We start from the raw sequence: 17869 nt of genomic DNA, 5'->3' as shown, positions 1-17869 counted from the left end.
CCGCCTTCCGCACCCCGGTCCGCGCTGTGCGGGCCGACCCCCAGAGACCTTCACCCACCCCCTCACCACCCGACCCTGAGACCCATGGCTGACCTCGAGATCAAGAACCTCCACGTGAGCGCCGGCGAGAAGCAGATCCTGCGGGGTCTCGACCTGACGGTGAACCAGGGGGAGATCCACGCCCTGATGGGCCCGAACGGCTCCGGCAAGTCGACGCTGGCCAACGTGATCATGGGCAACCCGGCGCTCGACGTGACCGAGGGCCAGGTCATCTGGCAGGGCGAGGACATCACCGAGGCCGATCCCGACGAGCGCGCGCGGAAGGGCCTCTTCATGGCCTTCCAGTACCCGGTCGCGATCCCCGGCGTGACGATCGTCAAGTACCTGCGGATGGTGATCAACGCCCACCGCGAGGAGCGCGGCGAGTCCGAGATCTCGCTGAAGGAGTTCCGCCAGCTGGTCGAGGCCGCGATGGTCCAGACCAACGTGCCGAAGGAGTTCGGCTCGCGCTACCTCAACGACGGCTTCTCCGGCGGCGAGAAGAAGCGGCTGGAGATGCTGCAGCTGGCCCTCCAGCGGCCGCAGGTGGCGGTCCTCGACGAGACTGACTCGGGCCTCGACGTCGACGCCCTCAACGTCGTCTCGCAGGCGGTCAACGCGGTCAAGGCCGAGACCGGCCTCGGCGCCCTGATCATCACCCACTACCAGCGGATCCTGCACCTGATCAAGCCCGACCGGGTCTCGATCCTGGTCGATGGCCGGATCGTCAAGGAGGGCGGCCCCGAGCTGGTCACCCAGATCGAGGCCGAGGGCTACGGCAAGATCCGCGAGCAGCTGGCCGCGCAGGCCTGAGCGCGCTGCGCCCGCTGCGACGTTCCGGTCGCCGAGCGACCGGAACGTGACCGGCGGCGGGCGCCCCCACGGGGTTTTCCGCCCGTCGCGGTAGGATTTGGTTCGTGCCCGACGCCTCGCCCCTCACCGAGTCCGCCGCGCCGGCCCTCGACGTCGACGCGGTCCGCGCCCAGTTCCCCTACCTGGAGCGCGAGGACGACGTCGTCTACCTCGACAGCGGCGCCAGCGCCCAGAAGCCGCGCGCCGTGCTGCAGGCGATGTACGACTTCGGCGGCTCGCACTACGCGAACATCCACCGCGGGGTTCACGTGCTCGCGCGCGAGGCCGACGCGGCCTTCGACGCGGCGCGGGCGACGGTCGCGGCCTTCGTCGGCTCGTCCCCGCGCGAGACGATCTTCACCGGCAGCGTCACCCAGTCGATCAACCTGGTGGCGCACAGCTGGGGCGCGACCAACGTCGGGCCCGGCGACGAGGTCGTCATCACCCAGATGGAGCACCACGCCAACCTGGTGCCGTGGCAGCAGCTGTGCCTGCGCCAGGGGGCGACGCTGCGCTACCTGGAGCTGGACGAGCAGGGCCGGATCAGCCTCGACCAGCTCGACGGGTTCCTGGCCGGGGGCCGGGTCAAGCTGGTCGCGCTGGCCCACGTCTCGAACGTGCTGGGGACGATCAACCCGGTCGCCGAGGTCGTCCGCCGGGCCCACGACGCGGGCGCGCTGGTGCTGGTCGACGGCGCCCAGGCGGTGCCGCAGCAGCCGGTCGACGTGGCCGCGCTGGGGGCCGACTTCTACGGCTGGACCGGGCACAAGCTCTACGGCCCGACCGGGATCGGCGTGCTCCACGTCCGCCGCGAGCTGCTGGCCGCGATGCCGCCGTTCCTGACCGGCGGCGACATGATCCGGATCGTCGACTTCCACGAGACCAGCTGGGCCGACGGCATCCACCGCTTCGAGGCCGGGACGCCCCCGATCATCGAGGCGGTCGGCCTGGCGGCGGCCTGCGACTGGGTCGACGCGATAGGCGGTCCGGCGGCGGTCCACGCCCACGAGCGGGCGATCACCGCCTACGCCCTCGAGCGGCTGGGCGAGATCGACGGGATCGACGTCGTCGGCCCCCGCGATCCGGCCGAGCGCGGGGCCCTGACCGCCTTCGCCATGGCCGGGGTCCACCCCCACGACGTGGCGGAGATCATCGCCCGCGACGGCGTCTGCGTCCGCGCCGGCCAGCACTGCGCCGAGCCGCTGCACCGGGCGCTCGGCATCCCCTCGACCACCCGCGCGAGCTTCGCCGCCCACACCACCCGCGACGAGATCGACGCGCTGGTGGCCTCGATCGGGCGCGTCCAGTCGATCTTCGGCTGAGGGCGAGGGCGGGACCGCGGCGGCGTCAGGCGACGCTGCCGCGCGGGACGACCCAGCGCATCGGCTGCCCGGTGACCTCGGCGATCAGGTCGAAGTCGGCGTCGTAGTGGAGGACGGTCAGGCCGGCGCTCTCGGCGCAGGCCGCGATCAGCAGGTCGGGGAGCTTGGCCCCGCGGTGCTGCGAGCGCTTCGCCAGCGTCCCCTGGACGGCGAGCGCACGGTCGACGACCGCCTCGGTGAGCGGGACGCGGGGCCACGCCCGCATCGCGGTGGCGAGATCCGCGTAGCTGGACGGGTCACGGGCGCTGTAGAGCACCTCGAGGTCGACGATTCCGCAGGTCGCCACCTGGCCGGAGGTCACCATCGAATCGATCACCGCGCCGACCTCGGGGCGGGTGCGGCGTCGCGCGAACGCGCTCTTGTCGATCAGGAACGTGGCCGACATCCGTCATCGCCACGCGGAGCGCATCAGCTCCTCGTCGTCGATGTCGGTCGCCTCGGGATCCATCAGCAGCTCGACGGCCCGCCGACGGGCGTCCAGCAGCAGCACCTCGTCGAGGGCGGCATCGACGGTGGCGGTCAACGTCCGCGTCCCGAGCCGCTGCTTGACGGCGTCGACCTTGGCGAAGTCGACCTCGAACGAAGTCTTGCGGCGATCGGCGGAGCCCATGGACCGAGGATAGCGCGGCCCGCCACCGGAGATAGCAACAATCCAGCGCCAAGATAGCGCCAGTCCGGTGGCGGACCTGCGTCGGAACGGCGCGCTGCGGGCTCAGCGCTCCCGCAGCGCCGGAACGTCGACGACGATCAGCTCGGTGTCGTCGGGGCGGCCGGCGACGCGGCCGTTGGAGAACGGGAAGTTGTTGTCGTTGGCCACCAGCACGCGGCCGCCGCCGAGCGGCAGCACCGACTCGACCGACTGGAGCGCGAACGAGAACGGGTCGCCGAGGCCGAAGCTGCCGGGGGTCGCGACCGTCACGCCCGGGTCGCGCAGCCGCAGCAGGTCGGCGACCTCGGTCTTGACCAGCGAGCCGTCGGGGTTCGTCCGCCGCAGGTCGACCACGAAGAGCTTCTTGACCAGCGCCTTCGCGCCCTCGAAGTCGTCCCGCTCCAGCACCAGCAGCCGCTGGCGGTCGAGGGCCTGGGCGTCGGCGACGAGCGTGGTCGGCAGCTCGGTCCGGTAGCTCCAGGTCCGCCCGGTGTAGCGCGCCCGCCGCACGTCGAACTCGTGGATCAGGCGCCGCTGCTGGTCGCCGTCCCCGGTCAGCGCCTTCTCCGTGATCGGCAGCAGCGTCCGCCCACCGGGCAGCGCCGCCATCGCCTCGAAGCCGCCGCTGGCCGGCAGCGTCGCCGGAGCGCCGGCCGCGACCTCGGCGCTCTGGGGGCTGCGGACGCCCGGCAGCGGGATCGGCGCCCGCAGCAGCCGTCCGCGGCCGTCGACCTGCAGCAGGTAGGGGCCGAACTCGTCGCCGATCCAGAAGCTGCCGGCGCGGCCGGGCTGGAGCGACTCGATGTCGAAGTCGGCGCCGGTCAGCTGGCGGCCCTCGCGGACGATCGGGAACGGCACCCGCCGGGCCGGGTCGCTGAGGCGGATCGGGGCGATCACCCGCACGCTGCCCTCGCCGCCGGCGCGGGTCCGCCAGCGCGGCCGCACGCGGTCGAGCTGGAGCAGGTAGTCGGCCGAGTTCGCCTTGCTGCCGAAGCCGTTGTCCGCCAGCCCCAGGACGTCGCCGCCGCGCGTGGCCAGGACGCCGGAGAAGCCGGGGATCGGCTGGCCGGGGAACGGCGGCGTGACACCGTTGATCGGCGCGCTGCCGAGCGCGGCGCCCGACGGCGGGCCGGGCAGGTAGAGGGTCGCCGAGAGCGTGGCGCGGGCCAGCAGCGTCGGCGCGGCGGCCGGCCGCTCGCCGTCCGGACGGTGGTCGGGCCGGTGGTCGGCCGGAGCGCCGACGGCGACGGCGGGGACAGCGGGGACGGCGGCCAGCGCCAGCACGGCGGCGGCCAGCGGCAGGGGGCGGGGGCGGGGGAGCGAACGCATCGCCGCCAGGCTCGCCGCTGCTCCCGCGGGCGGTGTTGCCCGGCCGTGAACCGCGCCGCGCCGGGCCCGATCCCGTCACCTGCGACCATGGAGGACGTCATGGACGAGCTGTACCGCGAGAACATCCTCGACCACTACAAGCGTCCACGGAACTGGGGCGTCCTCGACCCGGCCGATCTGGCCTACGAGGACAAGAACCCGCTCTGCGGCGACCAGTTGAAGGTGATGCTGCGGGTCGACGACGACCGCCGGGTGACCGAGGTCAAGTTCGACGGCCACGGCTGCGCGATCAGCCAGGCCGCGGCGTCGATGGCCTCGGAGGAGCTGGTCGGCAAGACGGTCGACGAGCTGCTGCGGCTCGACCAGGCCTTCATCATGGACCTGCTCGGGATCGAGATCTCCGCCACCCGCGTGAAGTGCGCGCTGCTCTCGCTGAAGGTCGTCAAGTCGGCGGCGCTCGGCGGCGCGGTCGACTGGGAGGACGACGTCAGCGAGTCCGCCCCGCCCGCCACCGGCACCGGCTCCTCGGCCGGCGTCTAGCGCGGGGCGGACCCACCCGCCCCGCCTAGGCCGCCGACGGCTCGGCGGCCCGCCGCTCCCCGCGCTGGCGCCGCGCCATCGGCCCCAGCAGCGCGACGGCGAGCAGCGCCGCGGCGACCATCACCCCGGCCTGGACCTGGAAGGCGGCGGTGAAGCCGTCGGTCAGCGCCTGCGGCGGGGCGACTCGCGCGGCCAGCGCGTCCTCGGTGCGGCTGGTGGCGATCGTCACCATCGCCGCGATCCCGATCGCGCCGCCGACCTGCTGGCCGGTCGTCAGCAGCGCCGACGCCAGCCCGCCGTCGCGGTCCTCGGCCCCGCCGGTGGCCAGGTCCATCAGCACCACGAAGCCCATCCCGAGCCCGCCGGCGGTCAGCATCAGCGACGGCATCAGATGGCCGGCGTAGGAGCTGTCCGGGGTCAGGGTGCTCATCAGCCACAGCCCGCCGCCGGCGGCCAGCAACCCGGCGCCGATCGGCAGCCGCGGGTCGCGCCGCATCAGGAACCGGCCCGCGATCGCCGACATCACGCCCATCGTCAGGCTGAAGGGCAGGAACGCCAGGCCGGTGGTCAGCGCCGACCAGCCGAGCACCCGCTGCATGAAGAGGGTCTGGAAGAAGAACATCGCCATCAGCCCGCCGGCGCCGAGCAGGACCGCGCCGTTGGCCACCATCGCCCGCCGGCGCCGCAGCAGCGTCGGCGGCAGCAGCGGCGAGGCGGAGCGCCGCTCGCTGGCCACGAACAGCAGCGCCAGCAGCGCCGCGCCGACGAAGCCGAGCAGCGTCCGGGCCGAGGTCCAGCCGGCGTGCTCGGTCTCGACCACGGTGAAGACGAGCAGCAGCAGCGCGGCGGTCGCCAGCGTGGCGCCGGCGACGTTCGGCGAGGTCCGCGCGTCGCGCTGGTCGTCGGCCGGCACGATCCGGGGCACCAGCGCCAGCGCCGCCAGCCCGACCGGCAGGTTGACCAGGAAGACCCAGCGCCAGTCGAGCAGCTCGACGATCACGCCGCCCGCCAGCAGCCCGGTCGCCGCCCCGAGCCCGATCAGGCTGGCCCAGACCGACAGCGCCCGGCCGCGGCCCGGCTCCTCGCGGTAGGTCGCCAGCAGGATCGCCAGCGCGGCGGGGGAGAGCATCGCCGCGGCCAGTCCCTGGAGCGCCCGCGCGGCGACCAGCACCTCGGACTCCCAGGCCGCGCCGCAGAGCGCCGAGGCGGCCACGAAGGCGGCCAGCGAGACGCTGAACATCCGCCGCGGTCCGACCCGGTCGGCGATCCGGCCGCCGATCAGGAGGAAGCCGCCGAAGGTCAGGAAGTAGGCGTTGACGACCCACGACAGCGACGACTCGGAGAACCCGAGGTCCTGGCCGACGGTCGGCAGCGCGACGTTCACGATCGTGTCGTCGAGGATCAGCATGAACTGGGCGACGCACGCCATCAGCAGGATCAGCACGGGCGCGGCTGGGGCTCGGGTGGGCACGGGGACCTCCGGTCGGGACGGGAGTTCTCCACCTGGAGAACTGATTCTACGGTTGTAGAAGATTGGTCTCCGATCGTCAAGGGACCGTGCGATACTGCACACGTGGCCCGTGCCGTGACGACGACCGATCGCCGCGACCTGCTGGTCGCCGAGGGCCTGCGGCTGGTGGCCGAGGGCGGGCTCCAGGCCGTCACCCACCGCTCGGTCGAGCGGGCGGCCGGCGTCCCCCACGGCTCGGTCACCTACTACTTCGAGAGCCGCGAGGGCCTGCTGGCGGCGATGGTCGAGCGGCTGGTCGCGCGCTGCCGCGAGGAGGTCTCGGAGATCGCCCACCGGCTGGCGGTCGCGATGGCCCCGCGCGACGTCGAGCTGGACGTCGAGCCGTTCGTCGACGCGCTGCTGGCCTGGATGGACAACAACCGCGAGATGCACCTGGCGCGGCTGGAGTTCGAGCTGGCCGCGGTCCGCGATCCCCAGCTGCGGGCGCGGATGAGCGAGGCGGCGGAGATCTTCTGGCGGCTCTGCGTGCCGCTGGTGCTGGCCGCCGGCTCGGAGGATCCCGAGCGCGACGGGCGGGCGATGGCGTCGATGGTCGACGGGCTGCTGCTCGATCACCTGGCGCACGAGCCGGTGCGCCGCGACGTGGTCGCCGCGGCGGTCCGCCAGACGCTCCGCTCGTGGGCGCCCGACGGCTGACCCGGACTCTAATTCCCTAAATCCGACCGGATTTGATAGTTTCCGGGTCATGCCCGTCGCCACCGACCTCCACCAGCACGCCTGGCCGGAGCCGTTCCTGGCGGCGCTCTCGGCCCGCAGCGAGGGGCCGCGGACGGTCCGCGAGGCCGAGGGTCGCTGGACGCTGCTGCTGCCCGGCGAGCCGCCGTACCCGATCGGCGAGGGCGAGATCGACCTCGACCGCCGCGCCGGCGGGCTCTTCGCGGCGGCGATCGACCGCGCGCTGCTGGTGCCGCCGCTGGCGCTGGGCCTCGACGCCCTGCCCGCGGAGGAGGAGCGGCGGCTGCTGGCCTCCTGGCAGGACGCGGCGCTCGCGCTCGGGGCGCCGTTCGGGGTCTGGGCCGCCGTCGCCAGTGGCGATCCGCGGCCGGCCGACCTGCGCTCGGCGCTGCGGCGGGGCGCGATCGGGCTGGCGCTGCCGGCGGCCGCGTTCGCCGACGCCGCCGCGCTGGAGCGGTTCGGTCCCGTGCTCGAGGAGCTGGCGCGCGCCGACCGGCCGCTCTTCGTCCACCCGGGCGCACCGGCGGCGGGCGCCGAGGGTCCGGCGCCCGCCGCCTGGTGGCCGGCGCTGGCCGACTACCCGGGGCAGCTGCTGCGCGCCTGGTCGACCTGGCTCGATCGCGGCGCCGACCAGCACCCGACGCTGCGGGTGGCCTTCGCCGCCCTCGCCGGCGGCGGCCCGCTGCTGCTGGAGCGGCTGGCCGCCCGCGGCGGCCCGGTCGAGCTGGCCCGCTCGTCGCGGATCGCCTACGAGACCTCGTCCTTCGGCCCGCGGGCGCTGGCCGCCGCGGCCCAGGCCGTCGGTACCGACCGCCTGGCCTTCGGCAGCGACCGACCGGTCGTCGACCCGCGCCAGCAGCACGTGCCGGCCGTCGCCGGGCTCGACCCGCAGCGGCTGGCGACCGTCGCCGCCGCCCAGCTGCTCGGCGAGCCGCAGGCCGCGGCCGCCGCGCCCGAGCGCCCCGCGCTGACCCTGACCGCTCCGTCCGCCGCCCAGGAGGCCGCATGACCACCGCCGTCGCCGCGTCCACGCCGATCCGCGAGGAGGAGCGGCCGGCGGGGCTCGGCGACCTGCTCCCGCGCGCCGGCGGCCTGGCGCCCGACGAGCTGCAGGGCTTCGCGGCGGCGATCGCGGCCCGGCCGGAGCGGTGGTCGTCGCTGGTCCAGCACGACCCCGAGCGGCGCCACTACGCGCTGCTGCACGAGGACGACGACGTGACGGTCTGGCTGATCTGCTGGAGCGCCGGCCACGACACCGGCTTCCACGACCACGAGCACTCGAACGCCGGCGTCGCGGTCGCCGAGGGCGCGATCGTCGACGAGCGGCTGACCGCCCGTGGCGAGCCGATCGTCCGCCGGCTCGACGTCGGCGGCGGCACCACGATCGAGCCGGCCGAGATCCACCGGGTCCACCACCCGGGCGGCGCGCCGGCGGTCTCGATCCACGCCTACTCGCCGCCGCTGCGGCGGATGGGGGCCTACGAGATCGCCGACGACGGTCGCCTGCTGCGCCATCCGCAGCAGGGCGACGACGGGCTCGCCCCGGTCCGTTCCCGCTAGCCGGGCCGGGGACCGCCGGAAACCCCCGGCGGGGACGGGGAGTTAGGGCTCCCTATTTGAAGTCCCTCAAAAGTGGGCCGGCGGTCCGGGTCGCGGGGACGATACAATTCCGCCTACAGGCATCGGACTTGCGGACGGACGTCCTCCGCCGCGACGACCGAGGCCCGTGACCCGACCCGCCCCCTCCGTGCCCCTGATCGACGTCTGCCCACTGTCCGCCCTCCCCGACGGGGAGCGGATGACGCTGGAGCACGACGACGTGGAGATCGTGGTGGTCAACTGCGGTGGCGAGCTGCTGGCGATGGAGGACCGCTGCAGCCACGACGACGGCGACCTCTCCGAGGGGTCGCTCGACGTCACCGCCTGCACCATCGAGTGCCCCCGCCACGGGGCGCTCTGGGACCTCCGCAGCGGCCGCCCGCTGACCCTGCCGGCCTTCGAGCCGGTCGACACCTTTCCCGTCGTCGTCGACGGGGACACCATCAAGCTCGAGGTGGACTGACGCATGCCCACGCCCCCGGAGACCTCCGCCAGCCTGCTCAACGAGGAGGAGGCGGCCCTCAAGGACCTGAACGCCGACTACACGGCGAAGTACGGCTTCCACGACGCCGAGAACTACCTCTACAAGGCGCCGAAGGGCATCAACCGCGAGATCGTCGAGAAGATCTCGGAGTTCAAGGACGAGCCGCAGTGGATGCGGGAGTTCCGGCTCAAGTCGCTGGAGCACTTCGAGGCCCGTCCCCAGCCGACCTGGGGCAGCCCGATGCTGGCCGAGGTCGACTACGACGACATCCACTACTTCGTCCGCGCGTCGGAGAAGGCCTCGCGCACCTGGGACGAGGTCCCGGAGGACGTCAAGAACACCTTCGACCGGCTCGGGATCCCCGAGGCGGAGCGGAAGTTCCTCGCCGGCGTCGGCGCCCAGTACGAGTCCGAGGTCGTCTACCACCAGGTGAACGAGGAGCTCGAGAAGCAGGGCGTGATCTTCCTCGACATGGACACCGCGCTGCGCGAGCACGAGGACCTCGTGCGCGAGTACTTCGCGACGGTGATCCCGCCCAACGACAACAAGCTCGCCGCGCTCAACAGCTCGGTCTGGTCGGGCGGCTCGTTCGTCTACGTGCCGCCGGGCGTCCACGTCGAGATGCCGCTGCAGGCCTACTTCCGGATCAACACCGAGAACATGGGCCAGTTCGAGCGGACGCTGATCATCGCCGACGAGGGCTCGTACGTGCACTACGTCGAGGGCTGCACCGCCCCGACGTACTCCAGCTCGTCGCTGCACTCGGCCGTGGTCGAGCTGATCGCCAAGCCGGGCGCGCGGATCCGCTACACGACCGTCCAGAACTGGTCGCAGAACGTCTTCAACCTCGTCACCAAGCGGGCGATCGCGCAGCAGGACGCCACCGTCGAGTGGGTCGACTGCAACCTCGGCTCGAAGCTGACGATGAAGTACCCCGCCGTCTACCTGATGGGCGAGCGGGCCCACGGCGAGGTGCTCTCGATCGCCTTCGCCGGCAACGGCCAGCACCAGGACGCCGGCGCCAAGATCGTCCACGCGGCGCCCAACACCACCTCGAACATCTTCGCCAAGTCGATCTCGAAGGACGGCGGGCGCTCGTCGTACCGCGGCCTGCTCGAGGTCGGCAAGGGCGCGGTCGGCTCGAAGTCGAAGGTCGTCTGCGACGCGCTGCTGCTCGACGAGCGCTCGAAGACCGACACCTGGCCGACGATCCGGATCGACGAGGACCAGGTCGACATCGGCCACGAGGCGACCGTCTCGAAGGTCGGCGAGGAGCAGCTCTTCTACCTCCAGTCGCACGGCCTGCCGGAGGACGAGGCGGCGAAGCTGATCGTCAACGGCTTCATCGAGCCGATCGTCAAGGAGCTGCCGATGGAGTACGCGGTCGAGATGAACCGGCTGATCGAACTCCAGATGGAAGGCAGCATCGGCTGACCTCGTCTCGCCGCGCCTGGGGGCGTCCTCGGGCGCTCGTGGCCTGGCGGCCACGTCGCTTCCTGCGTCCTTCCCAGGCACGACGATCCTTCGGCCAGACGAGCTGCCTTGCGGGCTCGATCTCGGCGTGACTCCCTTCCCGGACTGCTTCATGACCACGACCACGACCCCCGATCCCACCTGGCTGGCCGCGCGCCGCGACGCCGCGCGCCAAGAGCTGGCGACCCTCGAGCTGCCGCGCTTCCGCGACGTGCCGGGGTGGGAGTTCACCGAGATCCCCGAGCTGGACCTGGCCGCCTTCCCGGCGCCGGAGCCGGTCTCGGCCGACGAGGACGCGATCGCCTTCGGGGCCGCGCCGGCCGTCTTCGACCACCTGCCCGCGGGCACGGTCAAGATCACCCAGATCGACGATCAGACCTTCGGCGGCGAGACCCCGGAGGCCGATTCCGAGGGGCCGCTGGTGCTGCCGCTCGACATCGCCGCCGAGCGCCACCCCGATCTGGTCGAGCCCTACCTGGGCCGGATCGAGACCCAGCGCACGCCCTTCACCGCCCGCAACGACAGCGAGTGGCGCGGCGGGTTCTTCGTCCACGTCCCGCGCGGCACCCACCTGGAGGCACCGGTCCTGCTGACGCTGATCCAGGCCCAGGCCGGTCGCGCGCTGTCGCCGCGGACGCTGATCGTGCTCGAGGAGGGCGCCGAGGCCGAGATCTGGTCGCAGGCCGTCTCGACCTCGCCCGAGCTGGAGGCGCTGGTCAACGGCGTCGTCGAGATCCACGTCGGCGCCAACGCCCGGCTGCGCTTCGTCGACGTCCAGGACCTCTCCGAGAAGACCTGGATCTTCGGCGCCCAGCGGGCCACCATCGACCGCGACGGCTGGATCGACTGGATCACCCTCGGGCTCGGCTCGGCCAAGGGCAAGGTCTTCCAGGAGACGTCGCTCGACGGGCCCGGCGCCCACGGCCGCGTCACCGGCGGCTACGCCACCCACGGCAAGCAGCACCTCGACTTCGACACGCTGCAGACCCACATGGCCCCCAACACCACCTCCGACCTGGCCTTCCGCGGCGTCCTCGCCGAGAAGTCCTCGACGGTCTGGCGGGGCATGATCAAGGTCGACGAGGCGGGCCAGCAGACCGACGCATTCCAGGAGTCGCGCAACCTGCTGCTCGGCCGCAAGGCCCACGCCGACGCGATCCCCGGCCTGGAGATCGCCGCCAACGACGTCCGCTGCACCCACGCCGCGGCGATCGCCCAGATCGACCCCGAGCAGCTCTTCTACCTGCGCTCGCACGGGCTCCCCGAGGGCCGCGCCAAGCGGCTGGTGATCGAGGGCTTCCTGGCCGAGCTGGTGACCCGCTTCGAGGAGGGCCCGGTCCGCGAGGCACTGGCCGACGTCCTCCAGCGGCGGCTCGAGACCGTCCTCGGCTAACCGCCGCGGACAACGCCTCCACGTACGACGACGGGCCGGCGGATCTGCCGGCCCGTCGTGCGTTTCGCGGGCGCGCGGGGAGCGGGACGGCTCCCGGTCCGGCCCGGTGGGGGAGCGGCCGGGACCGGGAGCGCGTCGCGGCTCGCTCCCGCTCCCCGGTGCGGGGGGACACCGGGAAGCGGGAGCCAGCCGCGACGCGACGGCGCGCGCGACGGGGGGACCGCGCGCGCCGAGCCGTAGCTACTGCGTGACCTTCTCGCTCTTCGGCGACTCCTGGGCGTCCTCGCTCGCCGACTCCTTGGGGGAGGGAGCCCGGCGCTGGACGACCTCGCACGACCCGTTCGGGTTCGCGGCCGTCGCGTCGACGATCACGTCGACCAGGTCGAGGAACGCCTTGTCCTGACCGTCGCCGCAGGTGATCCGGTCGACCTCGCCGTCGCGGGTCCGGATCTGGTCGTTGCCGGGACCGCCGTCGAGCGTGTCGCCGACCTGGTCCGGCGCGCCGTTCGGGCCCGGCTGGACGTCCTTGCGGGCCATCGCCCAGAGCCGGTCGTTGCCCTCGCCGCCGGAGACCGTGTCCTGGCCGCGGTTGGCGAAGATCACGTCGTTGCCGGCGCCGCCCTGGAGCTGGTCGTCGCCGAGCCCGCCCGCGATCCGGTCGGGGCCGAGCTGGCCGTCGACCACGTCGTTGCCGCTGCCGCCGTAGATCCGGTCGGCCGCGTCGCCGCCGCGGAGGGTGTCGTTGCCGGCCGCGCCGTAGATCCGATCGCGCGAGAAGCGGTCGCCGACGCCGTTGCCGTCGCCGACCACCGTGTCGTCGCCCGACCCGCCGTTCAGCCAGTCGTCGCCGGAGACGCCGTGGATCTGGTCGTTGCCCGGGCCGCCGAAGACGCGGTCGGCGCCGGGGCCGCCGATCAGCGTGTCGGCGCCGCCGCGACCGAAGATCCGGTCGTTGCCCTGCCGCCCGTCGATCCGGTCGGCGCTGTTGGTGCCGACCAGCCGCTCGCCGCGGGGGGTCCCGTCGATCGTCGCCGCCAGCGCCGTGGCGGGCAGGATCGCCAGGGCGGCGACGGCCAGCGCGGTCGCGCGGCGTGGGGTAGTGGGGATCATCCGGTGGCTCCTCGGGAGTCGGTCGGTGGACGACCACGGTTATCGCCGACCGGGCCGCCGCCATGGGGCGCTTCTCACCAACCCCTCACCGTTCGTGAGAACGGCGTGAGAGATCGCCGACGAACCGGCACGCGTCGGCGGGGCAGGTGCGACGATGCAGCGGCGTCCGACCGACCGTGCCGATCGTCGGCCGGACCGCGGGCCCGCCCGGGCTCTCCGCGCCCCCTCGATCGGCCGACGCCCATGATCGCTTCGCTCCGCACCCCCTCACGGCTCCTCGCCACCGTCCTCGTCGCGCTGCTGGTGGCGCTGCTGGTCGTCGCCGTCGCGCCGGCGGCCAACCGCAACGGCGGCCCCGGCAACGACACCCTGCTCGGCACCGGCCGCGCGGACGTGATCCACGGCAACGGCGGCAACGACACGATCCGCGGCCGCGGCGGGGCGGACCGGCTCTACGGCGACGCCGGCAACGACACGATCTTCGGCGACGGCGGCGGCGACCTGCTCGACGGCGGCGCCGGCAACGACATCCTGATCGGCGGCGCCGGGGCCGACCGGATCGTCGGCGGACCCGGCCGCGACACGATCAGCGCCGGCGGCGGCAACGACGTCATCTACGCCCGCGACGGCGAGGTCGACCGCGTCACCTGCGGCGGCGGCCGCGACACCGTCACCGCCGACCGCGGCGACATCGTCGCCCGCGACTGCGAGCGGATCCTCAAGCCCCGCCGCTAGGCTGGCCCGCGACCACCGTCGACCCGCCGCCGCCATCACCGCTCCGCCGCCCCCCTCCGCGCCGGCCAACGGCCACGCCCCCGGCACCGCCGAGGGCCGGCCGCTGATCCTGCTCGTCGACGACGACGCGGCGATCCGGCGGACGCTCGCCGTCGGGCTCGAGCTGGAGGGGTTCTCGGTCGTGCCGGCGTCGGGCGGCCGGGCGGCGCTCGAGGCGGTCCCGCGGGTGCGGCCGGCGGCGATGCTGCTCGACCTGACGATGCCCGACCTCGACGGGCTCGAGGTCCTGCGCCGGCTCCGCGCCGAGGGCGAGGACGTGCCGGTCTGCGTGCTCTCCGCCCGCGACGAGGTCGACGACCGCGTCACCGGCCTGCAGGCCGGGGCCGACGACTACGTGGTCAAGCCGTTCGCGCTCGAGGAGGTCGCCGCGCGGCTCCACGCGCTGCTCCGCCGGCGGCCGCCCGGCGACGGCCAGCGGCTGGTGGTCGGCGACATCGAGCTCGACCCGACCACCCACGTCGCCACCCGCGGCGGTCGCGACCTGGGCCTGACCCAGCGCGAGTTCGCGCTGCTGCAGCTGTTCCTCCGCCATCCCGGCGAGGTGCTCGACCGGGCGCGGCTGCACGCCGACGTCTGGGGCTACGACTTCGACCCCGGGACCAACATCGCCGACGTCTTCGTCGGCTACGTCCGCCGCAAGCTCGAGGCCGAGGGCGGCGCCCGGGTCCTGCACACGGTTCGCGGCGTCGGGTTCGTCCTGCGACCCTGACGTCCGTGATCCTCGGCAACCTGCGCAGCCGGCTGACCTTCGGCGTCGTCGCCGTGCTGGCCGTCGTGCTGGCGATCGGCGGCGCGGTGGTCGCGCGTGGGAACGACCGCTCGGAGCACGACAACCTCGACGACCGGCTGCAGCGGACGGCCGAGCTGGCCGACACCGTCGTCAGCGAGAACATCACCGAGGAGAGCGTCAACAACGACGAGCGGCTGAACCGGGTGCTGCTCGCGACCGGCAGCTCGCTGGTGATCCAGGTCGGCAGCTTCCGCCCGGTCGCCGGCGTGCCGCTGCCGAAGGGCACCCCGCCGGCGCCGCTCGGCTTCTCCAGCCGCCGCGTCGGCCGCCGGATGCTGCGGACCTACGCCAAGCTCTACCGCCGCGACGGGATCGACACCCGGGTCGAGGCGTCGAGCGACATGCGGCCGCTCGACCGCCGGCAGGCGTCGCTGGAGCGGCGGCTGCTGCTGATCGGGGTCGCGATGCTGGCGCTCGCCGGGCTCGGCACCTGGTTCGCCACCGACGTCGTGCTGCGGCCGCTGCGGCGGCTGCGGGCCGCCACCCACGGGATCGCCGGCGACGACGACCTCGAGCGGCGGGTGCCGGTCGACGGGCCGGCCGAGCTGCGCTCGCTGGCCGGATCGTTCAACGCGATGCTGGAGCGGCTGGGGCGCTCGGCCCGCGAGCGCAACCAGGCGCTGGCCGCCACCCGCCGCTTCGCCGCCGACGCCGGCCACGAGCTGCGGACGCCGCTGACCGCGGTCCAGGCCACGCTCTCGGCGATCGACCGCCACCCCGACGTCGACCCGGCCACGCGGCAGGCGATCGTCGCCGACGCGCTCGCCGAGCAGCGGCGGCTGGTGGCGCTGCTCGACGGCCTCCAGGCGCTGGCCCGCGGCGACGCGAACCCGGTCGAGGACAGCGACGTCGACCTGGCCGCGGTCGCGGCCGAGGCGGCCCGCCGCTTCGGCGATCGCCACCCGCAGGTGCGGCTGGTCACGCGGCTGCCGGACGAGGCGGTGGTCGTCCGCGGCTGGGAGCCGGGCCTGCGCTCGATCGTCGACAACCTGCTGGAGAACGCGGCCCGCCACGGCCGCGACGACGGCGAGGTGCGGTTGGCCGTCAGCCCGCCGTCGGGGGCCGACGGTCCGCTGCTGGTCGTGGCCGACGATGGGCCGGGGATCCCCGAGGAGGAGCGGGGCCGGATCTTCGAGCCGTTCGCGCGCGGGCGGGCGGTCGACCGGCCGGGGTCGGGGCTCGGCCTGGCGCTGGTGGCGCAGCAGGTCCGCCACCACCGCGCCACCGTCACGATCGACGACGCCTCGATCGGCGGCGCCCGCTTCAGCGTCCGCTTCGACGGCGGCGGGTGACGCGCGGCGCGGACGCCAGCGGCTACGCTCGCGCCCGTGTGGGGAACGGGTCGTCGTCGAATCAACCGTGCCGCGACGGTCGGGGTCGCCGTCGCGCTGCTCGGATCAGGGCCGGCCGCGGCGGCCGACGAGCCGCCACCGGAGCCACCGCTCTACGCGACGATGCTCGACCGCTGGAGCGACAGCGCCTTCGCCTACCGCGGGCTGCCGGGCCCCCCGCGGACCCGGCTCAACAGCCTGATGCTGCGGCTGCACGTGCGGGCGGTCGTCGACGGTCCCGGCGTCGTTCCGGCCAGCTACGCCGACCGCCGGCGGGTGGCCGAGCTGGTCGACACGCTGACCCAGCGACCGGCCTTCGTCGACGGGCCCTACACCCGCTACGACCGGCGCAACCCCGACCAAACGCACCGGCCCGGGTTCACCCAGGCGGCCGGCCGCGGCGGCAGCAGCCGCAACGCCGCCCAGCACATCGCGATCGACCCGGAGGTCTCGCTGGCGCTGGCCGAGGCCTACGTCGCCCGCGAGCAGCTGCGGCTGCCGGCGACCCTCGCCAGTCGCGTCCGGCGGGCGGTCCTGCGGGTCGCCCGCCACCGGATGTTCGCCCCCGACCAGGTGCGGATCGGCCAGCTGCTGTGGACGGCCGAGATGCTGTGGGCGAAGCGGCTGGTCGACGGCGACGTGCGGGCGTTCGTGCGCGACTACCGCCGCGCGCTCGACACCCAGCGACGGCTGCTGCCGCGGCTGCTGACCCGCGACGCCGGCTACCGCTACTCGCCCGAGGACCAGGCCAACCGGCTGAACCGGATGGACACCCCCGAGTACAGCCTGATCGCGCTCGCCGGCGCCCAGTACCTGCCGCAGGCGCTGCGGGCCGGGATGAAGCTGCGGGGCGGCGAGCGGACGCTCTACCGGCGCTGGATGCGGCGGGTGATCTGGGGCTCGTTCGGCAACGACGGGACGCTCAACTGGGACACCGGCTGGGGCGCCGAGCGCCGCTACCTGACCCAGTACTGGGGCTGGGCGGCGGTCGAGCTGCAGGCGATCGGGATGATGCCCGGTGGCTTCCTGCCCGCCTCCGACCGCCGTCGCGTCGCCGCCCTCTGCGGCCGGGTCCGGACCCGCTACCTGGAGCTGGCCGACGCCCGCGGGGTGCTGCCGAAGACGCTCTACAACGCCTCGACCCGCTTCCGGGCCAGCGGCAGCGACCAGGCGCTCGGCTCGCTGCGACTGCTGCGGGCGGTCGCCGACTGCGGCCGCGACGCGACCCCGGCCGCCGCGGCCAGCTTCGACCGCGACCAGCCGCGCTACGCCGTCACCACCTCGCGCTACTCGACCTCGGTCGTCGGCTGGTCGCGCGACCTGACCGCCGGCGCGCTGCCGACGCGGCTGATCGACGCCGGCGGCCGCGCGATCGGCGGCCTCGGCGGTCGCCGCTCGGGCTTCGACCTGCAGGCGGGCGCGCTGCGGCTGGCCGGCGCGACCGAGGCCAGCACCAAGGTCCGGCTGCGGGCGCGGGCGGGCAGCGGTCCGCTCGCCGGCCGCCGGACGCTGCGGGCGACGGTCACCCGCGGCAGCGCCTCGGCCACCGTCCGCTACCGGTTCGAGGACGCCGGCTGGACGATCGCCGGCCGGCTGCGGCGCGCGGCCGAACGGCGCTGGCGGATCCCGATCGGCGGCAACGCGAACGTCGAGGTCCACCGCGGCAGCACCACGGTCCTGCGGATCCGGCCGGCCGAGGGCAGCAGCTGGCAGGTGCGGATCCCCGAGCGGGCCTCGGTGTCGGTCGCCCCGGTCGCCCGCGATCCGCTCGACCCGACCGTCCGGCGGGTGGCGATCGTGAAGCTGGCCCGCGGCCGCGCGATCGACCTCCGCGTGCGGGTCGGCTGAGCCGGCGGCGGCTGGACGGACGGTCGATGCGGGCGGGGGCGTCTGGAAC

18 protein-coding genes are annotated in these 17869 nt (G+C 74.2%); 13 read left to right on the top strand and 5 right to left on the bottom strand.

The window, feature by feature from the left end:
* The first annotated feature begins 84 nt into the window (after positions 1 to 84).
* Positions 85 to 852 carry a Fe-S cluster assembly ATPase SufC gene (gene sufC / locus SH587_RS10065; RefSeq protein ID WP_320670469.1) on the top strand — a complete coding sequence of 256 codons (768 nt, stop codon included), beginning with the start codon at positions 85 to 87 and terminating at the stop codon, positions 850 to 852.
* A 104-nt stretch (positions 853 to 956) separates the two neighbouring features.
* Complete coding sequence (locus SH587_RS10060) at positions 957 to 2213, top strand: aminotransferase class V-fold PLP-dependent enzyme (RefSeq protein WP_320670468.1); 1257 nt, start codon at positions 957 to 959, stop codon at positions 2211 to 2213.
* Between the two features lie 25 nt (positions 2214 to 2238).
* On the opposite strand, the gene SH587_RS10055 is transcribed toward SH587_RS10060, so the two are convergent.
* From SH587_RS10055 to SH587_RS10045, 3 genes are all read right to left on the bottom strand, one after another.
* A complete protein-coding gene (locus SH587_RS10055; RefSeq protein WP_320670467.1) occupies positions 2239 to 2658 on the bottom strand; it encodes a PIN domain nuclease in 420 nt (139 codons plus the stop codon).
* 3 nt (positions 2659 to 2661) lie between these two features.
* Positions 2662 to 2883, bottom strand: coding sequence for a hypothetical protein (locus SH587_RS10050; RefSeq protein ID WP_320670466.1), 222 nt, complete (start codon positions 2881 to 2883; stop codon positions 2662 to 2664).
* 102 nt (positions 2884 to 2985) lie between these two features.
* Entirely contained in the window at positions 2986 to 4251 is a 1266-nt protein-coding gene (locus SH587_RS10045) for an esterase-like activity of phytase family protein (protein WP_320670465.1), read from the bottom strand.
* A 99-nt stretch (positions 4252 to 4350) separates the two neighbouring features.
* Here SH587_RS10045 and sufU point away from each other — a divergent pair, with 99 nt between their 5' ends.
* Positions 4351 to 4791, top strand: coding sequence for a Fe-S cluster assembly sulfur transfer protein SufU (gene sufU, locus SH587_RS10040; RefSeq protein ID WP_320670464.1), 441 nt, complete (start codon positions 4351 to 4353; stop codon positions 4789 to 4791).
* A 25-nt stretch (positions 4792 to 4816) separates the two neighbouring features.
* Here sufU and SH587_RS10035 read toward each other — a convergent pair whose 3' ends face one another.
* On the bottom strand, positions 4817 to 6262 hold the full coding sequence (locus tag SH587_RS10035; protein WP_320670463.1) for an MFS transporter: 1446 nt from the start codon (positions 6260 to 6262) through the stop codon (positions 4817 to 4819).
* Positions 6263 to 6364: 102 nt separating this feature from the next.
* Between SH587_RS10035 and SH587_RS10030 the strand changes: the two genes are divergently transcribed.
* The 6 genes from SH587_RS10030 to sufD all read left to right on the top strand — a co-directional run bounded on the left by SH587_RS10030 (position 6365) and on the right by sufD (position 11946).
* Positions 6365 to 6958 carry a TetR/AcrR family transcriptional regulator gene (locus SH587_RS10030; RefSeq protein ID WP_320670462.1) on the top strand — a complete coding sequence of 198 codons (594 nt, stop codon included), beginning with the start codon at positions 6365 to 6367 and terminating at the stop codon, positions 6956 to 6958.
* A 49-nt stretch (positions 6959 to 7007) separates the two neighbouring features.
* On the top strand, positions 7008 to 8006 hold the full coding sequence (locus SH587_RS10025; RefSeq protein WP_320670461.1) for an amidohydrolase family protein: 999 nt from the start codon (positions 7008 to 7010) through the stop codon (positions 8004 to 8006).
* The gene (locus tag SH587_RS10020; protein WP_320670460.1) at positions 8003 to 8557 is read left to right on the top strand and encodes a cysteine dioxygenase; all 555 of its coding nucleotides are present in this window, start codon (positions 8003 to 8005) and stop codon (positions 8555 to 8557) included. The genes SH587_RS10025 and SH587_RS10020 overlap by 4 nt, the downstream gene beginning before the upstream one ends.
* A gap of 187 nt (positions 8558 to 8744) precedes the next feature.
* The gene (locus SH587_RS10015; protein ID WP_320670459.1) at positions 8745 to 9059 is read left to right on the top strand and encodes a Rieske (2Fe-2S) protein; all 315 of its coding nucleotides are present in this window, start codon (positions 8745 to 8747) and stop codon (positions 9057 to 9059) included.
* A gap of 3 nt (positions 9060 to 9062) precedes the next feature.
* The gene (gene sufB, locus SH587_RS10010; RefSeq protein WP_320670458.1) at positions 9063 to 10514 is read left to right on the top strand and encodes a Fe-S cluster assembly protein SufB; all 1452 of its coding nucleotides are present in this window, start codon (positions 9063 to 9065) and stop codon (positions 10512 to 10514) included.
* 127 nt (positions 10515 to 10641) lie between these two features.
* Entirely contained in the window at positions 10642 to 11946 is a 1305-nt protein-coding gene (gene sufD / locus SH587_RS10005; RefSeq protein ID WP_320670457.1) for a Fe-S cluster assembly protein SufD, read from the top strand.
* A gap of 240 nt (positions 11947 to 12186) precedes the next feature.
* Here the strand turns inward: sufD and SH587_RS10000 are convergent, their stop codons facing one another.
* The gene (locus SH587_RS10000) at positions 12187 to 13056 is read right to left on the bottom strand and encodes a calcium-binding protein (protein ID WP_320670456.1); all 870 of its coding nucleotides are present in this window, start codon (positions 13054 to 13056) and stop codon (positions 12187 to 12189) included.
* A gap of 243 nt (positions 13057 to 13299) precedes the next feature.
* Between SH587_RS10000 and SH587_RS09995 the strand changes: the two genes are divergently transcribed.
* The 4 genes from SH587_RS09995 (at position 13300) to SH587_RS09980 (ending at position 17820) form a co-directional block, all read left to right on the top strand.
* Entirely contained in the window at positions 13300 to 13791 is a 492-nt protein-coding gene (locus SH587_RS09995; RefSeq protein WP_320670455.1) for a calcium-binding protein, read from the top strand.
* A gap of 103 nt (positions 13792 to 13894) precedes the next feature.
* Entirely contained in the window at positions 13895 to 14560 is a 666-nt protein-coding gene (locus tag SH587_RS09990; protein ID WP_320670486.1) for a response regulator transcription factor, read from the top strand.
* A gap of 5 nt (positions 14561 to 14565) precedes the next feature.
* On the top strand, positions 14566 to 15933 hold the full coding sequence (locus tag SH587_RS09985; protein WP_320670454.1) for a HAMP domain-containing sensor histidine kinase: 1368 nt from the start codon (positions 14566 to 14568) through the stop codon (positions 15931 to 15933).
* A 36-nt stretch (positions 15934 to 15969) separates the two neighbouring features.
* Entirely contained in the window at positions 15970 to 17820 is a 1851-nt protein-coding gene (locus SH587_RS09980; RefSeq protein WP_320670453.1) for a hypothetical protein, read from the top strand.
* Positions 17821 to 17869: the final 49 nt, after the last annotated feature.

Source organism: Patulibacter defluvii (assembly GCF_034096925.1).
Lineage (GTDB): Bacteria > Actinomycetota > Thermoleophilia > Solirubrobacterales > Solirubrobacteraceae > Patulibacter > Patulibacter defluvii.
This window is presented reverse-complemented; position numbering and strand designations above follow the sequence as displayed.

Bases quoted from the DNA above. Each gene is read 5' to 3' on its own strand.
- sufB (WP_320670458.1), top strand. From the start codon at position 9,063: ATGCCCACGCCCCCGGAGACCTCCGCCAGCCTGCTCAACGAGGAGGAG.
- SH587_RS10020 (WP_320670460.1), top strand. From the start codon at position 8,003: ATGACCACCGCCGTCGCCGCGTCCACGCCGATCCGCGAGGAGGAGCGG.
- sufU (WP_320670464.1), top strand. From the start codon at position 4,351: ATGGACGAGCTGTACCGCGAGAACATCCTCGACCACTACAAGCGTCCA.
- SH587_RS09995 (WP_320670455.1), top strand. From the start codon at position 13,300: ATGATCGCTTCGCTCCGCACCCCCTCACGGCTCCTCGCCACCGTCCTC.
- SH587_RS10050 (WP_320670466.1), bottom strand. From the start codon at position 2,883: ATGGGCTCCGCCGATCGCCGCAAGACTTCGTTCGAGGTCGACTTCGCC.
- SH587_RS10055 (WP_320670467.1), bottom strand. From the start codon at position 2,658: ATGTCGGCCACGTTCCTGATCGACAAGAGCGCGTTCGCGCGACGCCGC.
- SH587_RS10025 (WP_320670461.1), top strand. From the start codon at position 7,008: ATGCCCGTCGCCACCGACCTCCACCAGCACGCCTGGCCGGAGCCGTTC.
- SH587_RS10045 (WP_320670465.1), bottom strand. From the start codon at position 4,251: ATGCGTTCGCTCCCCCGCCCCCGCCCCCTGCCGCTGGCCGCCGCCGTG.
- sufC (WP_320670469.1), top strand. From the start codon at position 85: ATGGCTGACCTCGAGATCAAGAACCTCCACGTGAGCGCCGGCGAGAAG.
- SH587_RS10000 (WP_320670456.1), bottom strand. From the start codon at position 13,056: ATGATCCCCACTACCCCACGCCGCGCGACCGCGCTGGCCGTCGCCGCC.